Here is an 18,706-nt window from a genome sequence, read left to right on the forward strand (position 1 = left end):
GACTTGTTATCTATTCAGGTATGAATAAAAATAACAGGCAGTTTACCAGGGGGAATGTTATGTCAAAGCAGGATGAACAGCGGTTGCTGGTTAAGATTGCCACACTTTACTACGCCGAAAATAAAAAACAGTCTGAAATCGCCACGCTGCTGCATTTGTCGCAGTCCTTTGTCTCCCGTGCCTTGACGCGTTGTCAGAAAGAAGGGCTGGTGAAAATCACCGTCGTACAGCCGACTAATATCTTTGTCGAGCTGGAAAAAGCCATTGAAGAGCGGTTTGGTCTGCGCCAGGCGATTGTCGTGGATGTTGGCGACAGCCCCAGTAGTACGCAAATTAAGCATGCCATTGGCAGTGCGGCGGCACATTACGTTGAAACTCGTCTGCGTGCCGAAGACCTGGTCGGTATTTCCTCCTGGAGTAGTACCATTCGCTGCATGGTTGATGAAATGCACCCGCAAAATATCCGGGCGGCAGGCGTGATCCAATTACTGGGTGGCGTGGGGCCAAACGGCAACGTGCAGGCCACGATTCTGACGCAACAACTGGCGGCACACCTCGGCTGCCCGGCCTGGCTGTTGCCTTCGCAAAGTATTGAGCATTCGGTGGAAGAACGTTCTCGGCTGGTTAACAGCCCGGACGTGGCGGCGGTCGTCGAAAAATTTGCTGAAGTGGATGTGGCGATTGTCGGCATCGGGGAGCTGGAACCTTCTCAATTGCTGAAAAATTCAGGCAACTATTACAACGAAGAGATGCTGCGACTGCTGGCCGAACGCGGCGCGGTCGGGGATATCTGTCTGCATTATTACGACGCGGCGGGCAATCCGGTACTCAGCCATGAGGAAGACCCGGTTATCGGCATGGAGCTGGCGCAGATCCGCGACTGCAACCATGTGATAGCGTTGGCGGGCGGGGTAGAAAAACAGAATGCGATCCGTGGCGCGCTGCAGGGGAATTATATCGACGTACTGATCACCGACTACCCGACAGCGCGCAATCTGGTCAAAGGGTGACGCCGCGGTGAGTCAAGTTATCGCCAGCCCCTGGGGCTGGCTGTAGTTATCAGAGTTTTATTAAGCGTAGAGCAATCCATGGCTTAGCCGGTAGATCCAGCTTGTCACCGTGTTGGATAACCCCCGCAACCGGCGTGATCGTCATGGCCCAGGTATCAATAATATCGACCTTCCACGCCGTATTCTCCGGCAACATAGTCATCATCTTGTAGGCAGGGCAATGATCGCCAAAATAGAACAGTCCCCAGTTGCCCTCGCAGCTTATCCCCATCGACGTATCCCAGTGGCTACCCCACGGGAGCGGTGTCAGGCGTTTGGCTTGTCCTTCCTCAAGGATGTTGCGCAAAAAAGCGATGCGCGGGATGCTTGTTCCTTTGAGCGTGCCGCCATGTGACCACCAAATAATCTCATCTTCATTCAGGTATGTTTCGCCGTGAGTGACATAGCCGCCGAGTATTACGCCATGCCAGAACAATGCAGTCATTTTTTCTCCGGTGATATTGCCCCAGCCGAGATCGACATTGCCTTCATAGCAGCATTCGTCAATGACAATGGGTTTGGCAAATGTCTGCCGCCATTCCGGGACAAAGTGCATATCGTGGTGCTGGATGCTGGCGTGGGTGAGCGCGGGATTGTGATGATCGTACCAGTGCGCATTTGAGCGGTAGTGGATCGGCGGGTTGTGCCAGTTATGAATGGAGATCATGTGCGAAGAGGGATCCTCGCGTTTGATTTGCGCTATGGCGGCATCCCAGAATGACATCGGTTTTTCTTTCAGCAGGTCGAACTCATTGGCCAGCGACCACCAAATATTTTTAAACGATGCGAGGCGTGCCACCACGTAGCGGAGATAGCGGCGATCGGTCTCCTGCGACATGGCGGAAAATCCCCAGCGGTCGTACGGATGAAAGAGGATCAAATCCACCTCAATATTCAGTTCATCCAGCTTTTGTATTTGACTCTCCAACTGGGCAAAAAAGGTGGTATCGAAGCGGGTAAAATCAAATCCCTGGTCGAGGGTACCCGGAAAGGGGAAGCGCATCGGTTCCTGCAGATTGTAGCGATAGTGTTTAGGAAATACGCACATGCGGATTTTATTGAACGGACTCGCCGCCAGCGATGCCAGCGTTTGTTGCTGTATATCGTCCGGTTGGTAGTTCCAGACGTAGGCCGTGGTGCCAAAAGGATAAAACGCGTTGCCATTGGCATAGCGGAAGTGCCCGTCGCCATCACGCTGTACCGGGCCGGTTAACTGTGTTTCAGGGACGCAGGTAAACGTTCCTTCGACAGGGGACTGCGAAGGAATATTTGAGCTGATGCGATAGTGCCAGACGCCGGGGATATCCGGCATAAAGCGCAGTATGAACTGACCGTTACCGTTGTAAAAGCCCCAAACCGTGCGGGATTCTTCGCCGCAGGTAAAGGTGGCTGATAGCTCGGTGTCGGTAAAATGGCGAGGATCGTCAACGTCCGTGACTTGATACTCAAACCGCCCCCACAGGGCAATACTTTGTTCGCTCATAGCACCTCTCCTTTGGAATATATATTCCATTGTGATTTTATATTCACGATGAGAGTAAGGGAGGTTACCGTTAACATTCCACTGTCAAGGCGAAAAAATGAGCATGTGATCACAAAAACGCCGCCATTTCTGCTGATTACTGTGAGGTTTTTACTGTGAGACTGAAAGGAGTAAGCGTTATCTGAATGACGAGAGAAACGGCCAGCCAGCATAAACGTCTTGTTTATTAATAAGATGACATTTCGCCACTAGATGACGGCGCGCTTAGGAGCAAAAGAATGAGGTTAATTGTGATACTGGTAACAATGTCACGACTAACCACTTGCCAGCGCTAAATTCGTGGGCTTAACCTTTGTGTGAATAGTAATTCGATAATGAATATATATTCATAAAGAGGGTTTCTCATGAAGCAACAGCATAAATTGAGTATCAAAGAGAAGATCTGTTATGGGTTAGGTGATTCGTCAGCGAACATTTTTCTTGGGATGACGATGATGTTTTTGCCCTATTTTTATACCGATGTTTTAGGGATTTCGGCAGCGGCGATGGGGATATTGTTTATTGTTGCCCGTCTGGTTGATGCCTTCTATGATCCATTTATCGGTAATATCTCCGATCGCACGCGGACAAAGCACGGCTCGTATCGTCCTTTTTTGCTCTGGTTGGCGATCCCTTACGGTATTTCCTGTTTTTTAGTCTTTCTGGCGCCGGACTTTTCACCCACTGGAAAGCTAGTCTATGCAGTGATTACCTATCTATTTCTGATCCTGATGTATGCCTCCACGGTGGTGCCGTATGTGGCGTTGTTGACGACACTCACCGCCGATCCCATGGATCGTTTAAGCGCCAACTCCTGGCGTTTCCCACTGGCTAAAATGGCCTTTCTTATCTGCTCAATGGTAGTGCCGATTTTCGTCGCCTGGTATGGAAAAACCGATGAAGCACGCGCCTACATGATGGCGATGAGCTTTATTGCCGTGCTGGCCACGGCGTTTATGCTGCTCTGTTTCTGGGGAACAAAGGAGCGATATCAGGTTAGCGTGGAGACCGATAAAGTCCCGTTTACCAAACAACTGGGAATTATGCTGAAAGCGAAACCGGTGGTTGTTTTCTATCTGTTCAAAATTACCAGCTCCATTGCTTTTGTAATTAAAGGCAGTGTGACTATTTATTTTGTGAAGTATTTCCTGAATCGTGGGGATGGCTTTGTTTCTGGTCTGCTTTCGGCCACAGCGATTGCGGGGATCATTGCGCCGATGATTGCTATTCAACTGATTAAGCGCAACAAGCTCTCGAAATTAGGTACGCTGAAGGTGGCGCAACTGGGCGGTGGCGTGGCGGCATTATGTCTCTATTTCGTTAACCCTGAACAAATCTCACTGGCATGTGTTCTACTGGTGCTGTCGGTATTGATGGCTGAACTTGGCTCGATTACTGCCTGGGCGCTGCCTTCTGATTGTGCCGACTATTGTGAAGACAAATCCGGCGTCAGAATGTCTGGGGCTGTCGCTGCCGGTACGCTCTTTTCGATGAAGGTTGGTCTGGCACTGGCGGGTGGGATGGTTGGGCTAGTGCTCTCCCTTAGCGGTTACAAAGCGGGTGAGGCGGTGTCATCGGAAACGATGACGGCGATTATGTTCTTAATTGCCGGGATTCCTGCCATTTTCCATGCCATTAGTTTGGGGTTGCTGATGATGTTTAAACTGGATGATAAGGTTTCGGCAGGGCAGGCTGAAGCCGTCATGAAATAAAATTTCCCCACTGCCGGATGGCGGTGCATTATCAGGCCCATATGTCATACACGACCTACGCCTGATAAGCGCAGCGCCATCAGGCGTAATTTCAGGGCTACTGACTTTCCATCGCCGCCTTTTGCGCAACCACTGCGGCTTTTTGCTGCATCCGGTTTTGCATCTGGTCGATAATGACCGCGACAATAATCACGATGCCCTTAATCACCATTTGCCAGAATTCGCTGACGCCCATCATCACCAGACCATCGGCCAGAAAACCGATAACGAAAGCACCAATCAACGTGCCTAAGATGGTGCCTCGACCACCGGCCAGCGACGTACCACCAAGTACAACGGCGGCAATGGCGTTCATCTCAAATGCTGTACCATTGGCCGGATGACTGGCGGAAAGTTGTGCTGAAACAACTATTCCGGCAATTGCAGCACATAGTCCGGACAGGGTGTACACCCAGATTTTTACCTGCCTCACTTTTACCCCGGACAGTTCAGCAGCGCGTTCGTTATCGCCGATGGCGTACACGTGGCGGCCAAAGGGCAGACGGCGGGCAACGTAGGCAATAACCAGCGCCAGCACAATCATCATCCAGATGGCCCACGGAATACCAAACAGAGTTCCCGCGCCAATTTCATCAAAACCGGTGTTACCCAACTGTGGATTGCCGGAAAGCCCGGGGAATGTTTGTCCGTCAGAGGTCAGCATCGCCGCGCCGCGCAATACGTACATGGTGCCCAGCGTACAAATAAAAGGTGCGACGTTATAGCGCGTAATAATCCAGCCATTTGCTGCGCCAATCAATCCGCCAATCAGCAGTACGACAGGTACAATCACCCAGACGCTGGGGAAGATAGCGATGCCAAACATGGGTAATACAATGCCTTTGGTGATCAGCCATCCGGCAATCATGCCGCACAGTCCAAGCGTAGCGCCAATTGAGAGATCAATGCCGGCAGTAATAATGACGAAAGTGATTCCCAACGCCAGAAACGCGTTAATGGCGATGTGCTTGATCATAATGACCATGCTGCCGCCAGAGAGGAAACCGGGGACGGTGAAGGCAAAAAATCCGACGATCAGAAACAGCGCAATAAAGGTACGTAATTTCAGGATCAGCAGCAGGATATTTTCCCGCGAGAAGGTGACACCGGCTCGCGGTGCGACGACGGCAGATTGTAGTGTTTTCATGTCAGAACCCCTGAGCACTTGCGGTGACCAGCGCCGATTCTTCGGCACGATCGCGAGTAATATCGGCCGTGAGCTTGCCGCCAGACATCACCAGAATGCGGTCAGAGACCGCCATAATTTCTTTTAAATCCGAGGTGGAGAAGACAACGGCAATACCTTGTTGTGAGAGCTGTACCATCATGCGAAACACATCGGCCTTCGCGCCAACGTCAATGCCGCGTGTGGGCTCATCAAGGAACAGAATTTTGGGATTGGTAAGTAGGGAGCGACCAATCACCACTTTCTGCTGGTTACCCCCGCTCAGAGCCTGGATTTCAACATCCGGTGAGGACACTTTGATCGACAGATTACCAATTGTGCTGGCGACGACGGCCTCCTCATCTTTGCGGGCGATGGCAAAACCGCGCTGCAGGCGACGCCACAGGCTGGCAATAGTCAGATTGCTGGCAACCGAAGAAATGGGAAAAATGCCTGTGCGCTTGCGATCTTCCGGTACCAGACTCATTCCCATACGAATGCGGTCGGCGGTGGTTAAGCGCTGTGGAACTGGCTTGCTGTCGAGCCACAGTTTACCGAGGTAGTTGCGCTCAGTACCCAGCAAGCACTCGAACAATTCGGTTCGTCCGGCCCCCATCAGTCCATAGATACCGACAATTTCGCCCGCGTGGACGTTAAAGGTGACGTCGTTGACCACCGCATTGCCAGCGGCATTGACGCAGGTAATATGTTCCGCCTCGAGAACCGGCGCGCCGAACGTGCGGCCTGGCTCAAGAAAATTACTCACCGGGTCGCTGCCCAGCATTTCACGCACAATCCACGGCACATCGATATCGCTAACTCTGGCTTCGGCCTGGAATTTGCCATCGCGTAAAATGGTGATCACATCGCCAATCGCCATCAATTCTTCGAGTCGATGAGAGATGTAGATTATCGAAACGCCCTGGCGAGTCAGTTCGCGAATCACGCGAAACAGGATCTCGACTTCGGTTTTACTCAGCGCCGAGGTGGGTTCGTCGAGGATTAGAATGTCAGCGTCCTCCGCCAACGCTTTGGCGATTTCAACCAACTGTTGCTGTCCAACCTTGAGATTGCCGACCAGATCGCGGGGTGAAATGGGCTGATCGAGCCGGGTTAGCAGCTCCGCAGTACGCTTCTCCTGTTCGGCCTCATCAATGGGGGTCATGCCTTTTTGGATCTCCCGGCCAAGGAAAATATTTTCCGCGACGGTGAGATTCTCAAACAGGTTAAGTTCCTGATGCACCATACCAATCCCGTGCGCCGCGGCGTCCCGGGTATTGGCGAAGCGAACAGGGTTGCCATTGAGCGTCATCTCGCCGCTGCTGGGCTGCTGAACACCGGCGAGGATCTTCATCAGCGTGGATTTCCCCGCACCGTTTTCGCCAATAATCACGTTGACCTTACCGCGCCACACCTGATAATCCACGCTGTCCAGCGCAATCGTGCCGGGAAATAGCATTGAGATGGCATGTGTGCGCAGAATGATGTCATCTGCTGAGGAATTATTCATCAGTGTGCCTCCTGTTCCAGCGCTAACGCTGCCGCGTTTTCCGCTTTTCCTGCATTCAGCGTTACGGCGAACAGTACCGTGGCACGCTTCCCTTGCCAGCTTTCGTCCACTGCGGGCAAGTGTTTTACCGCTTCGCGGTTATACGCCCGGGAAAGCTGGGCAAACTGAACCTGGTTAGTGAAGTCTTCAAACTTGAACCCACTCGCATCGCGAATGGCATTGCCGCGCATCACCGGGCCTATTTGGATGGTGACAGGGGCGTCATTGACCCTCATCACAATGCTTTTCTCGCGCGCATTGGTGGTATCGACGTTCTCAATCTGACTGGTCAGGCGCACAAATACGCTCTCGGCGGTAGGTGAGGGCGTCTTCAGGCGTGCGCTCAGCGCTGACGCATCCAGAGCATGTTGCTTTGCCGCATCCAGGACGCGGGATTGCCAGGTTTGTTGCGCGATCTGCTCGGGTGTTTGATTGTCGAAACTGGCTTTGGCCTGTGGGTCGGCCGGGATGATGGGGTTGCCGTTTTCGTCGAGGTCAACTACCGTGCAGGCCGTCAGCAACAGGGTGGCGCACCCAACCAGTGCAGCACCCCATTGTGTTAACGACATAGTGCCTCCGCTTAGTGGCTCAGGTTGAATTTACTCAGCTTGCTGGCATTGTTTTCATCAATCAGCACGCAATCCATGAGCTGTTTTTCTTCTTTCTGCGCTTTGCCGTTTTTCAGGTAGTAATCAGCCTGCTCAACCGCCATTTGTGCCTGCTGCCAGCCGGGCTGAAGGACGGTCGCTTTAATGTTGCTCTTGTTGATGATGGAATCTCGGGTGTAGTCGCTGCCGTCAAAACCCACCACGATGACATTGTTTTTCCCAGCAGCCTTCAGGGCAGCTTCTGCGCCCAGCGCCATGGTGTCGTTGCCGGAAATGACGCCGACGATATCAGGGTTGGTTTGTAAAATAGCTTCCATACGGGTAAACGCTTCAGTTTGGCTCCAGTTCGCCGTTTGCTGGGCGACCATTTTCATATCCGGATAGTCGTCGAGCACATCGTGATATCCCTGTGAGCGCACATGCGCGTTGGTGTCGGACTGGCGTCCCAGCAGCTCAACGTACTTGCCTTTTCCATCCAGTAGTTTGGCGAATTTCTCTGCGCCGAGCTGCGCGCCCTGGTAGTTGTTCGACACGATTTGCGCGACTGCGATGCCGGTCTTATTAATTTCACGATCGATGAGGAATGCAGGCACGCCCGCCGCTTTGGCTTTTTCCAGTGGACCAACGGTGGCATCGGCGCCCGCGTTATCGAGAATGATGGCTTTCGCTTTTCGGGCTATGGCGGTCTCAATCAGTTGGTTTTGTTTATTGACATCATCATCATGAGAGGCGACCAGCGTGGTATATCCCAGCTCTTTCGCTTTGGCGACCGCGCCGTCGGCTTCGGCTTTAAAGAACGGGTTGTCGTGTGAAGGGGTGATAATCGCAATCAGTCCGTTGTCGGCAGCATACAGCGAACCCGATGCGGTAAGGATCGAGGCCAGTAATACGGATTTAATCAGGGTCTTGTTCATCTTTTTCTCCACTTTGAATATTTATTCAAATATGATTTATTATTCAAGTTAACGATAAGTCGAGATAATCGAACTGTCTACGATTTGCGCAGCTAATTTCTTAAAAGGAGAAAAGGATCACGATCCTGACAGCGTGGGTGCACACAGGGTAATGATGTTTTTATCGCGTTGAAACCAATGCACGTTAATTTCCTGATTGGCGAGGTTAGGCGAAAATGATGGCATGATTTGCAATGTTAATTGCTGATTCGTGAGTGCGGTAATTTTTGCGCTGGTGAAACCTGGTAACCCGGATGCCTGAGTGGAAAACGCCTTATACAGGCTCTCCTTGGCGCTGAATGCCAGAGTTAAGGCGAGTGGAAAGGGCAATTCAGAATGATGCAAAATCGGTCGTTCGTGGTTATCGATAATACCGTCAGCCAGCTCAACTGCGGTTTGTTGCGTAAAAATAGCTTCTATATCCAGCCCAACGGGATGCGTCGATACTACCGCCAGCGCAGTTAATGCACTGTGGCTGATGCTGCCAAACAACTTTTGTGGCCACAGCGGTTGTCGCTGCCTGCCGATGCCAGGTACAGTTTTGATACCGTATTCACGTAATGCATGTACTGCGGCAATACGCCCTGCTAAGTGCTCAGCTTTACGCTTACGTCCACCGGATTGAAGCTGAGAGTGGTGGGGGAGCCATAGCAGGTCGCGCTCATGGAAGCTGTCGGGATCGAACTCGACCATGTGCAGCGTGTGGTCTGCGAAAGTGAGCGGTGTGTGCGTGGTGTGCATGATAGTTATAATTTCCCTCTCCCCGCAGCGAGGAGAGGGAAAGCGTTATCAGAAGTGGGTGTTTACGCTCATGAACCACGTCCGGCCCGGTTCGTTATAGGTGTACGCGCCAGCGCCCGCCATATAATAGCCAGTCTTGTTGTCGCTGGTGGTCTGGGCATTACCTTCACGCCACAGACGTTTGTCGAAGACGTTATCCACGCCGCCGGTCAGGCTGACGTTTTTCGTCACATCCCAGGTCGCGCTCAGGCCGACGATGCTGTACGGACTAACTTCCTGGGCTGAACTGCCGGTTACTGGTTTACCCTGGTAATCATATTTCTTCGGCTGCTGTTTGCCGTACCAGGTAAAGGTGGATTGCAGTGACAAATCTTCACGCGCCTGCCAGCTCAGCGTTGAGTTCAGGGTATATTCAGGAATAATCGACAAGCGTTCGCCGGTCTCTTTATTCTTACTTTGCAGCATGTAAGTGATGTTGTTGGTCCAGGTAACGGTTTCGCTAACCGGTACGTTCAACGTCCCTTCCAGGCCTTCTACCACAGCTTTAGGTACGTTTTCCCACTGATAGATATCGGTGTAGGTTGTTGTTTCTTTACCCGTAGTCGGGTTTTTCTGGGTAATTGACGTTCTGCTTAGCGGTACAGTCCCCGCTTCGATCTTGTTACGGTAATCGTTGCGGAACCAGGTTACGCCGGCCAGCCAACCGTCACGTTTGAACTCCAGACCAATCTCTTTGTTGATACTGGTTTCGGCCTTCAGGTCATCGTTGCCCATCATGTAGCAACCAATGCCCGTCGCAGAACCGGTGGCATAGCAACCCTGGCCTTTGCTGTACAGAATATAGTTCGGGTTAGTCTGGTACAGGCTAGGTGCTTTATAGGCCCGTGCGATACCCATTTTCAGCGTAAAGTCGTCGCCCAGACCTTGGGACAGGTTCAGGGACGGGCTCCAGTTGTCGCCAACGACGCTGTGGTGGTCGAAGCGCAGACCCGGCGTCAACATGGTGCTGTCGGTCAGCTCCATGTTATTTTCAGCAAACAGGGAGAAAATTTCAGCCTGTGAATATGGGCTACGATCGGTGCTGCTGGCACCAGGTATGTTCCCGCCCATAAAGGTCTGGGTATTGGAACTCATGTCTTTCATACGCTGCTGGTTCCATTCGGTACCGAGCGTCAGGTTCTGGTTAACTAACAGGTCGAATGGAATGCTAATTTCGCTGTGCAGGGTGACATCCGCCAGGTCAGTGTCGGTAAATTGATTACTGTTAAATAACCCTTCAAGGCCACCTGCAAGACCTTCACCCAAACGGGAGTTACGGGTGTGTTCGTATTGCGCCCAGTTGCTGGTGGTAATGCCGTTGTCCCAGCCGCCGTTCCACGTCAGCGCATAGTTCTGGCGGTACATACGGTTGGTTTCTTTACCGTAGTATTTTTTCACCAGTCCGTTGGTTTTGTTATCGTTGTTGGTGTTTTGAGTGTCACCCGCATACAGGTTGCCCTGACGGCTGTAGCCGGCTTCAAACTCCAGCGATTGCATTGGGGCAAAATCCCAACGCAGCAGGCCGTTGATATCTTTGTTTTTAACCCCTTCACGACCCGCAGGCATCGTATCTGCGTAATCGCCCGTACGTGTTGACTGGTGACCGTCGTTAATGTCCCAGGCATCGGCCTGGGTTTTGTCGAGGTTACCGTTCAGGCGGAAGCTGAAATCTCCGCCCAGCGGTCCATTCAGACTAAAGTTGGTACGCTTGGTTGAACCTTCTTCTTTGTGTTCCGGGGCGTTGAAATAGGTATTCCAGGAACCATGCCACTCATCGCCGCCTTTCTTGGTGATGATGTTCACCACACCGCCAGCTGCGCCATTGCCATAGCGTGCTGCGGCAGGACCGCGCAGCACTTCAATACGTTCAATCATTTCCGGAGCAACCCAGGCGGTATCGCCACGAGTATCACGCTCGCCGCGCCAGCCCTGACGCACGGAGTTACGGCTGGTAACCGGTTTACCGTCGATCAAAATCAGGGTGTTTTCTGGCCCCATGCCGCGAATATCGATCTGGCGGTTGTTGCCGCGCTGACCGCTGGTTGAGTTACCGGTCAGGTTAACGCCAGGCATGGTACGGATGATTTCCGACACATCGCGAGCGGGAGGGTTCTTACGAATTTCATCAGCGGTAATGGTTGAAACGCCCGGCGCCTGCAGGTTCTGCTGGGCGGCGGTAACGACGATGGTGTCTTCATGAGAGACAGCGACGCTATCGGTTTGATCTTCTGCCATTGCTGGCAGGGCTACCCCGTAAATCCCTAAATTGACCAATAAGGCCAGTGAATGAATCTTGTTGTTCATTGTATGTCCTGCTGTTCTTTTAGCCACGAGTACCAATGTGCCGTGGTGCGGCATTTGGCCTGATGTCGCCCGCATCTGCGTAAACTATCCATTCCAGAAAAAGTACGCAGCGCCAGGTCGGTTTATAAGTGGTGAAAAACTGTACGCGCTTCCCACAGCGCGACAATACGCTATTGCAAATGCAAATAGTTATCAATAATATTATCAATATATTTCACGATAGATCATAAAATTTCACAATAAACATGGGGTTATGGCTGTGACGACGTTAAAGATGGGAAGCGAGGCGTGGTGGCAGTCGAAAAAAGGCCCGGAGTGGGAGCGTGAAGATAACGGAAATTATCGGGTAACCTTCTGGTGGCGTGACCCGCAGGGAACGGAAAATGAGTCAGCCATTCATCGCGTTTGGGTTTATATCACCGGCGTCACCGACCACCATCAAAATGCCACCCCTCAGTCGATGCGACGCATTGATGGAACAAATGTTTGGTGCTGGAGTGTTTCCCTCAGCGCCAACTGGCGTGGCAGTTACTGTTTTATCCCAACAGAGCGCAACGATATCTTTTCCTCGCTTGTGGCAGGCGAAGCGCCTGACCGAAACGTGCTGCGTGAAGGCTGGCGGCAATTGCTGCCACAGGCCATTGCTGATCCCCTTAATCCGCAGAGCTGGCGGGGCGGTCGTGGCCACGCGGTGTCTGCGCTGGAAATGCCGGAGGCACCCGTACAGCCAGGATGGGATCGACCTGACCCCCCCAAATCCCCCGCAGTGTGCCTGCAATGGCATAGCGCCAGGCTCGGCAATACGCGTCGCGTATGGGTGTTTACCGCCGGTGATGCTCAACCCGAAACGCGTCCGTTGGCTATCCTGCTGGACGGACAGTTTTGGGCACAGAGTATGCCGGTCTGGCCTGCGTTGACTTCACTCACGCATCGCGGACACCTTCCTTCTGCCGTTTATCTCCTGATTGATGCCATTGATACGGCTCACCGCAGCCATGAGCTACCGTGTAATGCGGATTTTTGGTTGGCGGTGCAGGAGGAGCTATTACCACTGGTGAAGACAACGACCGCGTTTAGTGACGATCCGCAGCGCACCGTGGTGGCTGGGCAAAGTTTTGGCGGGTTGTCATCGCTGTATGCCGGGCTGAACTGGCCCGCGCGCTTTGGCTGTGTGCTTAGCCAGTCTGGCTCTTACTGGTGGCCGCATCGTGGTGGTCATCAGGACGGGGCGATCGTCGAGCAACTGAAGACCGGGACCGTCAGCGCTCAGGGGCTGCGTATTGTCCTGGAAGCGGGGATCCGCGAGCCCATTATTTATCGCGCTAATCAGGCGCTATATGCCCAGTTACCTTCTGCACCACAGTCTATTTTCTGGCGTCAGGTTGATGGCGGACACGATGCGCTTTGCTGGCGCGGCGGTCTGATGCAAGGGCTAATGACGCTCTGGCAACCGCTTACCGACACGATTTAACCGGACGATGTTCCACGACAGGAGTTGAGTATGGAATTCAGTAACCCCTTCGATAATCCGCAGGGCCAGTTTTACATTCTGCAAAATCACCAACGTCAGTTTAGCCTTTGGCCGCAGCAGTGCTCGCTTCCTGCTGGCTGGCAAATTGCTTGCGAACCCCAATCCCAGGAAGCCTGCCAGCAATGGCTGGAAACAAACTGGACCACGCTTACGACCGCGAACTACGTCGATGTGCAGGAGGCTCCATGACTCAGCGTTTACCGTTAGTGGCGGCTCAGCCGGGGATCTGGATGGCCGAAAAACTCTCCACATTGCCCTCGGCGTGGAGCGTGGCGCACTACGTAGAGTTAACTGGCGAACTGGACGCGTCGTTGCTGGCGAAAGCCGTTGTGGCGGGCCTGGAGCAGGCCGATACACTGCGGATGCGGTTTAGCGAAGATAACGGTGAGATCTGGCAATGGGTGGATTCTGCGCTCGCCTTTGCGCAACCTGAAATTATCGACCTGCGCGCAAAATCCAATCCACATGAGGCGGCGCGTGCGTTGATGCAGGCAGACCTGCAGCAGGACATACGTGCTGATGGCAATAAACCGCTGGTTTTTCACCTGCTTATACAGGTGGGAGAAAAGCGTTGGTATTGGTATCAGCGTTACCATCATTTGCTGGTCGATGGCTTCAGTTTTCCGGCCATTACCCGCCAGATAGCCGCAATTTATCGCGCATGGCTACACGGCGAGCCTACGCCAGACTCGCCTTTTACGCCGTTCGCCGAGGTGGTGGAAGAGTATCAACAGTACCGTCAAAGCGATGCCTGGCAACGCGACGGCGCTTTCTGGAGCGAGCAGCGAAAGCAACTTCCACCTCCTGCTTCGCTGTCGAACAATCCGTTGCCGGGACGATCGGCCAGCGCGGATATTATTCGTATGAAGTTAACCGCGCCTGAAGGGGCGTTTCGTCGGCTTGCGGCACGTATGCCTGACGTTCAGCGTGCGGATCTGGCCCTCGCGCTGGTGGCATTGTGGCTGGGACGTTTATGCAGCCGAATGGATTATGCCGCCGGGTTTATCTTTATGCGGCGCATGGGGTCGGCGGCGTTGACCTCCACTGGACCGGTTTTAAACGTACTGCCATTTGGTGTGAGGCTGGATGCGGCAGAAAGCTTGCCTGCGCTTGCACAACGACTGGCCGGACAGTTGAAGAAAATGCGTCGGCATCAACGTTATGATGCCGAACAAATCGTTCGCGACAGCGGGCGTGCAGCCGGTGCCGAGCCGCTGTTTGGCCCGGTGCTGAACGTGAAAATATTCGACTATCAGTTGAATATTCCCGGCGTTCAGGCGCAAACCCACACGTTGGCGACAGGGCCGGTGAACGATCTTGAACTGGCGTTATTCCCGGATGAAAACGGTGGGCTGAGTATTGAAATTCTGGCCAATAAACAGCGCTACGATGCAGAAACGCTGGCGCAGCATGCCTCGCGTTTAATCGGGCTTATCGAGCAGTTTGCCGACAATCCGGCGCTATGCTGCGGCGACGCCGGGATGCTGTTGCCAACAGAACATGAGCGGCTGGCGAAGATTAATGACACCACCGTCGAGATCCCGTCCACTACGCTGAGCGCGCTGGTGGCACAGCAGGCCGATAAAACGCCGGATGCCCCGGCGTTGGCCGATGCCCGCTATCAGTTTAGCTATCGCGAAATGCGCCAGCAGGTCGTGGCGCTGGCGAGCCTTTTGCGTGCACGCGGCGTCAAGCCTGGCGACAGCGTCGCCGTGGCATTACCGCGTTCCGTGTTCCTGACGCTGGCGCTGCACGGTATCGTTGAAGCCGGTGCAGCCTGGCTGCCGTTGGATACCGGATACCCGGACGATCGCCTGCGGATGATGCTTGAAGACGCGAAGCCAAAATTGTTGATCGCGACCAATGAGCAACTGGCGCGCTTTAGCGATATTCCTGGGCTGGAAAGTCTGTGCTATGACTCGCCCCTGCCAGCAGAAGATGCTGCTCCGCTGGCACTATCTCAGCCCAATCATACTGCCTATATCATTTTTACTTCCGGTTCTACCGGTAGACCAAAAGGGGTGATGGTTGGGCAAACCGCCATCGTTAACCGTCTGCTGTGGATGCAAAATCACTATCCGCTGACCGCGGATGATGTGGTGGCGCAGAAAACACCGTGCAGTTTTGACGTCTCGGTATGGGAGTTTTTCTGGCCGTTTATTGCCGGGGCAAAGCTGGTAATGGCAGAGCCTGAGGCGCACCGCGATCCGCTGGCGATGCAGCAGTTCTTTGCCCAATATGGGGTGACGACCACGCACTTTGTTCCCTCTATGTTGGCCGCTTTTGTCGCTTCACTGACGCCGGAAACCGCGCGGGAGAGTTGTGCCTCTCTGAAACGGGTATTTTGCAGCGGCGAAGCCTTGCCAGCAGATTTATGCCGTGAGTGGGAACAGTTAACTCATGCGCCACTGCACAATTTGTACGGACCAACGGAAGCGGCGGTTGATGTGAGCTGGTATCCGGCCTGGGGGGAAGACCTTGCTGCTGTAACCGGCAACAGCGTGCCGATTGGCTATCCGGTATGGAATACCGGTTTACGTATTCTGGATGCCATGATGCGCCCGGTGCCTTTCGGCGTGGCTGGTGACTTATATCTGACGGGGATCCAACTGGCGCAAGGTTATCTGGGCCGTCCGGATCTGACCGCAAGCCGCTTTATCGCCGATCCGTTTAACGCTGGCGAACGCATGTATCGTACCGGAGATGTGGCGCGCTGGCTGGAAAATGGCGCGGTGGAGTACCTTGGACGCAGCGATGACCAACTTAAAATTCGCGGACAACGCATTGAGCTCGGCGAGATTGACCGGGTGATGCAGCAGTTGCCTGATGTCGAGCATGCCGTTGCCCACGCCTGCGTATTCAACCAGGCGGCGGCGACAGGCGGCGATGCGCGTCAACTGGTGGGGTATCTGGTGTCACAATCGGGTTTACCGCTGGATACGTCCGCGTTGCGGGAAAAGCTGCGTGAAAAACTGCCTGCGCATATGGTGCCGACGGTATTGTTGCAGCTGGCGGAGCTGCCGCTTAGCGCGAACGGTAAACTGGATCGTAAAGCGCTGCCGATGCCTCAGTTGACGTCGCGTGTTTCCGGGCGCGCACCGCGAGCAGGGACTGAAACCACCATCGCGCAGTCTTTTGCGGCTTTGCTGAATTGCGAGGTGAATGACGTGGCGGCAGACTTCTTTGCGCTTGGCGGACATTCGTTGCTGGCGATGAAGCTGGCGGCACAGTTGAGCCGGGTTTTTGAGCGTCAGGTGACGCCGGGGCAGATTATGGTGGCCTCTACCGTTGAACAACTGAGTGCTCTGTTGGAGAGCACTGATGATGAGCAGTCGCAGCTTCTGGGATTTGAGGCACTGCTGCCGCTGCGTGAAAGTCACGGCCCAACGCTGTTCTGTTTCCATCCGGCGTCGGGTTTTGCCTGGCAGTTTAGCGTGCTGTCGCGATATCTCAGCCCGCAGTGGTCGATTGTAGGTCTTCAGTCGCCACGACCGGATGGGCCTATGCAGACGGCGGAAAATCTTGATGCGGTATGCGAACATCACCTGGCAACGTTGCTCAGTCAACAGCCTCACGGACCTTACTATTTATTAGGTTATTCGCTGGGTGGGACGCTGGCACAGGGGATCGCCGCGCGCTTACATGCCAGAGGAGAGACGGTTGCATTCCTCGGACTGTTGGATACCTGGCCGCCGGAAACGCAAAACTGGCAAGAAAAAGAGGCCAATGGGTTGGATCCAGCGGTACTGGCGGAGATCGAGCGTGAACGTGAAGCGTTTCTGTCGGCGCAGCAGGGGAATGCGTCAGAGGCTTTATTTAACGCAATCGAAGGCAACTATGCCGATGCGGTTCGCCTGCTCACCACGGCACACAGCGTGCCGTTTGCAGGTCACGCTACGCTGTTCGTTGCTGAGCGCACGTTAGTACCGGGTGTCAGTCCTGAACGCAGCTGGTTACCGTGGATATCCAGTCTGGATGTTTACCGCCAGGATTGCGCGCATGTTGATATTATTTCCCCTGCCTCATTTGAGGCGATAGGGCCTGTAATAAATGCACTGATTAATAAATCTGTGTAACAAGACGAATATTGCTATCGCGGTGATCGAACAATTCCATAATGTAAATAATATGTTATGGAATTGTTCTTTTTTATGCAATGCAAGGTGATGAAAGGGGTGAATAAATTCCGAATATAATTTTTGGTAGGGCGACAAGCACAAAGATTGTTTCGGATAATTCTGACTAGCTGGTAGACTTCTCCCACAGGAATGTTTTTCTTTTAGGAAAGTTTTCAGGTCACGCAACATGTCATCATTAAATATAAAGCAAGATAACGTTTCGGAATTTACTGGGTATCCTCAGCCAACGGCAAACGCAAATGAAATCGATTTAGTGAATCTAATCGAAATCTTATGGCGTGCAAGAACGAAAATTATAGCGACCGTTTTCGCCTTTGCTTGTGTGGGTATTCTGGTCTCTTTTCTGCTGCCACAAAAATGGACCAGTCAGGCCATCGTGACGCCGGCGGAAGCGGTTCAATGGCAGGGATTAGAGAATACGCTGACCAAATTGCGCGTGCTGGATATGGATATTAGCGTTAGCCGTGGTGATGTGTTTAACCTGTTTATCAAAAAATTCCAGTCGCCGTCATTGTTAGAAGAATATCTGCGCTCTTCGCCTTACGTAATGGATCAATTGAAAGGTGCTGATATCGACGAAATGGAGTTGCATCAGGCAATTGTCAGGCTCAGTGAGAAAATGAAAGCGGTTGATACTAACCTGGGTAAGAAGAACGAAACTTCGCTGTATACCTCATGGACACTGAGTTTTACCGCACCTCAGGCCGAAGAAGCCCAGTCAGTGCTGAAGGGATATATCCAGTATATTTCTGCCCTTGTGGTGAAAGAAACGCTGGAAGATATTCGCAATAAATTGTCCATCAAAACCAGTTATGAAAAAGAGAGACTGGAGATGGATCGCGTCAGGCTCAAAAACCAGCTGGAAGCAAATATCCAGCGACTGAACTACTCGCTGGAGATCGCCAATGCAGCCGGGATTAAAAAGCCGGTCTACAGTAATGGCCAGGCCGTGAAGGATGACCCCGATTTCTCTATTTCACTGGGTGCTGATGGCATCGAACGTAAATTAGAAATAGAAAAATCAGTAACGGATGTTGCTGAAATTAACGGTGAATTACGTAATCGCCAGTATCACGTTGAGCAACTGTTAGCGATGAATGTGGGTGACGTAACATTTACGCCGTTTAAATATCAACTTTCACCTTCGCTGCCGGTGAAAAAAGACGGTCCGGCTAAATCAATGATCGTTATTCTGGCCGCATTACTGGGGGGAATAGTGGCGTGTGGTGGCGTTCTGCTGAACTATGCCATGGTGTCGCGTAAGCAAAAAATGACGTTTATTGATCAGCAACTGGTGTGATGAATTGTCGTATGGCGGCAAGCTGGCCGCCATACTGTAACGCGTGTTATTTGTT

13 protein-coding genes are annotated in these 18,706 nt (G+C 52.9%); 6 read left to right on the forward strand and 7 right to left on the reverse strand.

Going from position 1 to position 18,706, the window contains the following annotated elements; translation table 11 throughout:
* Positions 1-59 precede the first annotated feature (59 nt).
* The gene (locus FDW94_RS03450; RefSeq protein WP_079934804.1) at positions 60-1,010 is read left to right on the forward strand and encodes a sugar-binding transcriptional regulator; all 951 of its coding nucleotides are present in this window, start codon (positions 60-62) and stop codon (positions 1,008-1,010) included.
* 49 nt (positions 1,011-1,059) lie between these two features.
* On the opposite strand, the gene FDW94_RS03455 is transcribed toward FDW94_RS03450, so the two are convergent.
* Positions 1,060-2,532, reverse strand: a complete 1,473-nt coding sequence (locus FDW94_RS03455) for a DUF4038 domain-containing protein (protein WP_170974214.1) — start codon at positions 2,530-2,532, stop codon at positions 1,060-1,062.
* A 404-nt stretch (positions 2,533-2,936) separates the two neighbouring features.
* Between FDW94_RS03455 and FDW94_RS03460 the strand changes: the two genes are divergently transcribed.
* Positions 2,937-4,283: an MFS transporter gene (locus FDW94_RS03460; protein ID WP_063940731.1), complete on the forward strand. Its 1,347-nt coding sequence runs from the start codon at positions 2,937-2,939 to the stop codon at positions 4,281-4,283.
* A gap of 97 nt (positions 4,284-4,380) precedes the next feature.
* Here the strand turns inward: FDW94_RS03460 and FDW94_RS03465 are convergent, their stop codons facing one another.
* The 6 genes from FDW94_RS03465 to FDW94_RS03490 all read right to left on the reverse strand — a co-directional run bounded on the left by FDW94_RS03465 (position 4,381) and on the right by FDW94_RS03490 (position 11,681).
* A complete protein-coding gene (locus FDW94_RS03465) occupies positions 4,381-5,469 on the reverse strand; it encodes an ABC transporter permease (protein ID WP_048214725.1) in 1,089 nt (362 codons plus the stop codon).
* Position 5,470: 1 nt separating this feature from the next.
* On the reverse strand, positions 5,471-6,997 hold the full coding sequence (locus FDW94_RS03470) for a sugar ABC transporter ATP-binding protein (protein ID WP_170974215.1): 1,527 nt from the start codon (positions 6,995-6,997) through the stop codon (positions 5,471-5,473).
* Complete coding sequence (locus FDW94_RS03475; RefSeq protein ID WP_032942646.1) at positions 6,997-7,605, reverse strand: DUF2291 family protein; 609 nt, start codon at positions 7,603-7,605, stop codon at positions 6,997-6,999. Before FDW94_RS03475 ends, FDW94_RS03470 begins: the two co-directional genes overlap by 1 nt.
* A gap of 11 nt (positions 7,606-7,616) precedes the next feature.
* A complete protein-coding gene (locus FDW94_RS03480; RefSeq protein WP_079934800.1) occupies positions 7,617-8,558 on the reverse strand; it encodes a D-ribose ABC transporter substrate-binding protein in 942 nt (313 codons plus the stop codon).
* Between the two features lie 117 nt (positions 8,559-8,675).
* Positions 8,676-9,338, reverse strand: coding sequence for an enterobactin synthase subunit EntD (gene entD / locus FDW94_RS03485; RefSeq protein ID WP_079934799.1), 663 nt, complete (start codon positions 9,336-9,338; stop codon positions 8,676-8,678).
* Positions 9,339-9,386: 48 nt separating this feature from the next.
* On the reverse strand, positions 9,387-11,681 hold the full coding sequence (locus FDW94_RS03490; RefSeq protein ID WP_079934798.1) for a TonB-dependent siderophore receptor: 2,295 nt from the start codon (positions 11,679-11,681) through the stop codon (positions 9,387-9,389).
* 253 nt (positions 11,682-11,934) lie between these two features.
* Here FDW94_RS03490 and fes point away from each other — a divergent pair, with 253 nt between their 5' ends.
* The 4 genes from fes to wzz(fepE) all read left to right on the forward strand — a co-directional run bounded on the left by fes (position 11,935) and on the right by wzz(fepE) (position 18,651).
* Complete coding sequence (fes, locus tag FDW94_RS03495) at positions 11,935-13,152, forward strand: enterochelin esterase (RefSeq protein ID WP_137377138.1); 1,218 nt, start codon at positions 11,935-11,937, stop codon at positions 13,150-13,152.
* 30 nt (positions 13,153-13,182) lie between these two features.
* On the forward strand, positions 13,183-13,401 hold the full coding sequence (locus FDW94_RS03500; RefSeq protein WP_137377139.1) for an MbtH family protein: 219 nt from the start codon (positions 13,183-13,185) through the stop codon (positions 13,399-13,401).
* A complete protein-coding gene (gene entF / locus FDW94_RS03505; RefSeq protein WP_137377140.1) occupies positions 13,398-17,288 on the forward strand; it encodes an enterobactin non-ribosomal peptide synthetase EntF in 3,891 nt (1,296 codons plus the stop codon). Before FDW94_RS03500 ends, entF begins: the two co-directional genes overlap by 4 nt.
* 229 nt (positions 17,289-17,517) lie before the next feature.
* Positions 17,518-18,651 (forward strand): LPS O-antigen length regulator Wzz(fepE), encoded by a 1,134-nt coding sequence (wzz(fepE), locus tag FDW94_RS03510; protein WP_128611418.1) that lies wholly within the window; start codon positions 17,518-17,520, stop codon positions 18,649-18,651.
* Positions 18,652-18,706 lie beyond the last annotated feature (55 nt).

The sequence above is a fragment of the Citrobacter sp. wls757 genome (assembly GCF_005280935.1).
Taxonomy (GTDB): Bacteria; Pseudomonadota; Gammaproteobacteria; order Enterobacterales; family Enterobacteriaceae; genus Citrobacter; species Citrobacter portucalensis.

What these genes read in the sequence shown, in the direction of transcription:
- FDW94_RS03475 (WP_032942646.1), bottom strand. Translation starts at nt 7,605, where the DNA reads ATGTCGTTAACACAATGGGGTGCTGCACTGGTTGGGTGCGCCACCCTG.
- FDW94_RS03480 (WP_079934800.1), bottom strand. Translation starts at nt 8,558, where the DNA reads ATGAACAAGACCCTGATTAAATCCGTATTACTGGCCTCGATCCTTACC.
- FDW94_RS03450 (WP_079934804.1), top strand. Translation starts at nt 60, where the DNA reads ATGTCAAAGCAGGATGAACAGCGGTTGCTGGTTAAGATTGCCACACTT.
- FDW94_RS03465 (WP_048214725.1), bottom strand. Translation starts at nt 5,469, where the DNA reads ATGAAAACACTACAATCTGCCGTCGTCGCACCGCGAGCCGGTGTCACC.
- FDW94_RS03490 (WP_079934798.1), bottom strand. Translation starts at nt 11,681, where the DNA reads ATGAACAACAAGATTCATTCACTGGCCTTATTGGTCAATTTAGGGATT.
- FDW94_RS03460 (WP_063940731.1), top strand. Translation starts at nt 2,937, where the DNA reads ATGAAGCAACAGCATAAATTGAGTATCAAAGAGAAGATCTGTTATGGG.
- FDW94_RS03500 (WP_137377139.1), top strand. Translation starts at nt 13,183, where the DNA reads ATGGAATTCAGTAACCCCTTCGATAATCCGCAGGGCCAGTTTTACATT.
- FDW94_RS03470 (WP_170974215.1), bottom strand. Translation starts at nt 6,997, where the DNA reads ATGAATAATTCCTCAGCAGATGACATCATTCTGCGCACACATGCCATC.
- entD (WP_079934799.1), bottom strand. Translation starts at nt 9,338, where the DNA reads ATGCACACCACGCACACACCGCTCACTTTCGCAGACCACACGCTGCAC.
- fes (WP_137377138.1), top strand. Translation starts at nt 11,935, where the DNA reads ATGGCTGTGACGACGTTAAAGATGGGAAGCGAGGCGTGGTGGCAGTCG.
- entF (WP_137377140.1), top strand. Translation starts at nt 13,398, where the DNA reads ATGACTCAGCGTTTACCGTTAGTGGCGGCTCAGCCGGGGATCTGGATG.
- FDW94_RS03455 (WP_170974214.1), bottom strand. Translation starts at nt 2,532, where the DNA reads ATGAGCGAACAAAGTATTGCCCTGTGGGGGCGGTTTGAGTATCAAGTC.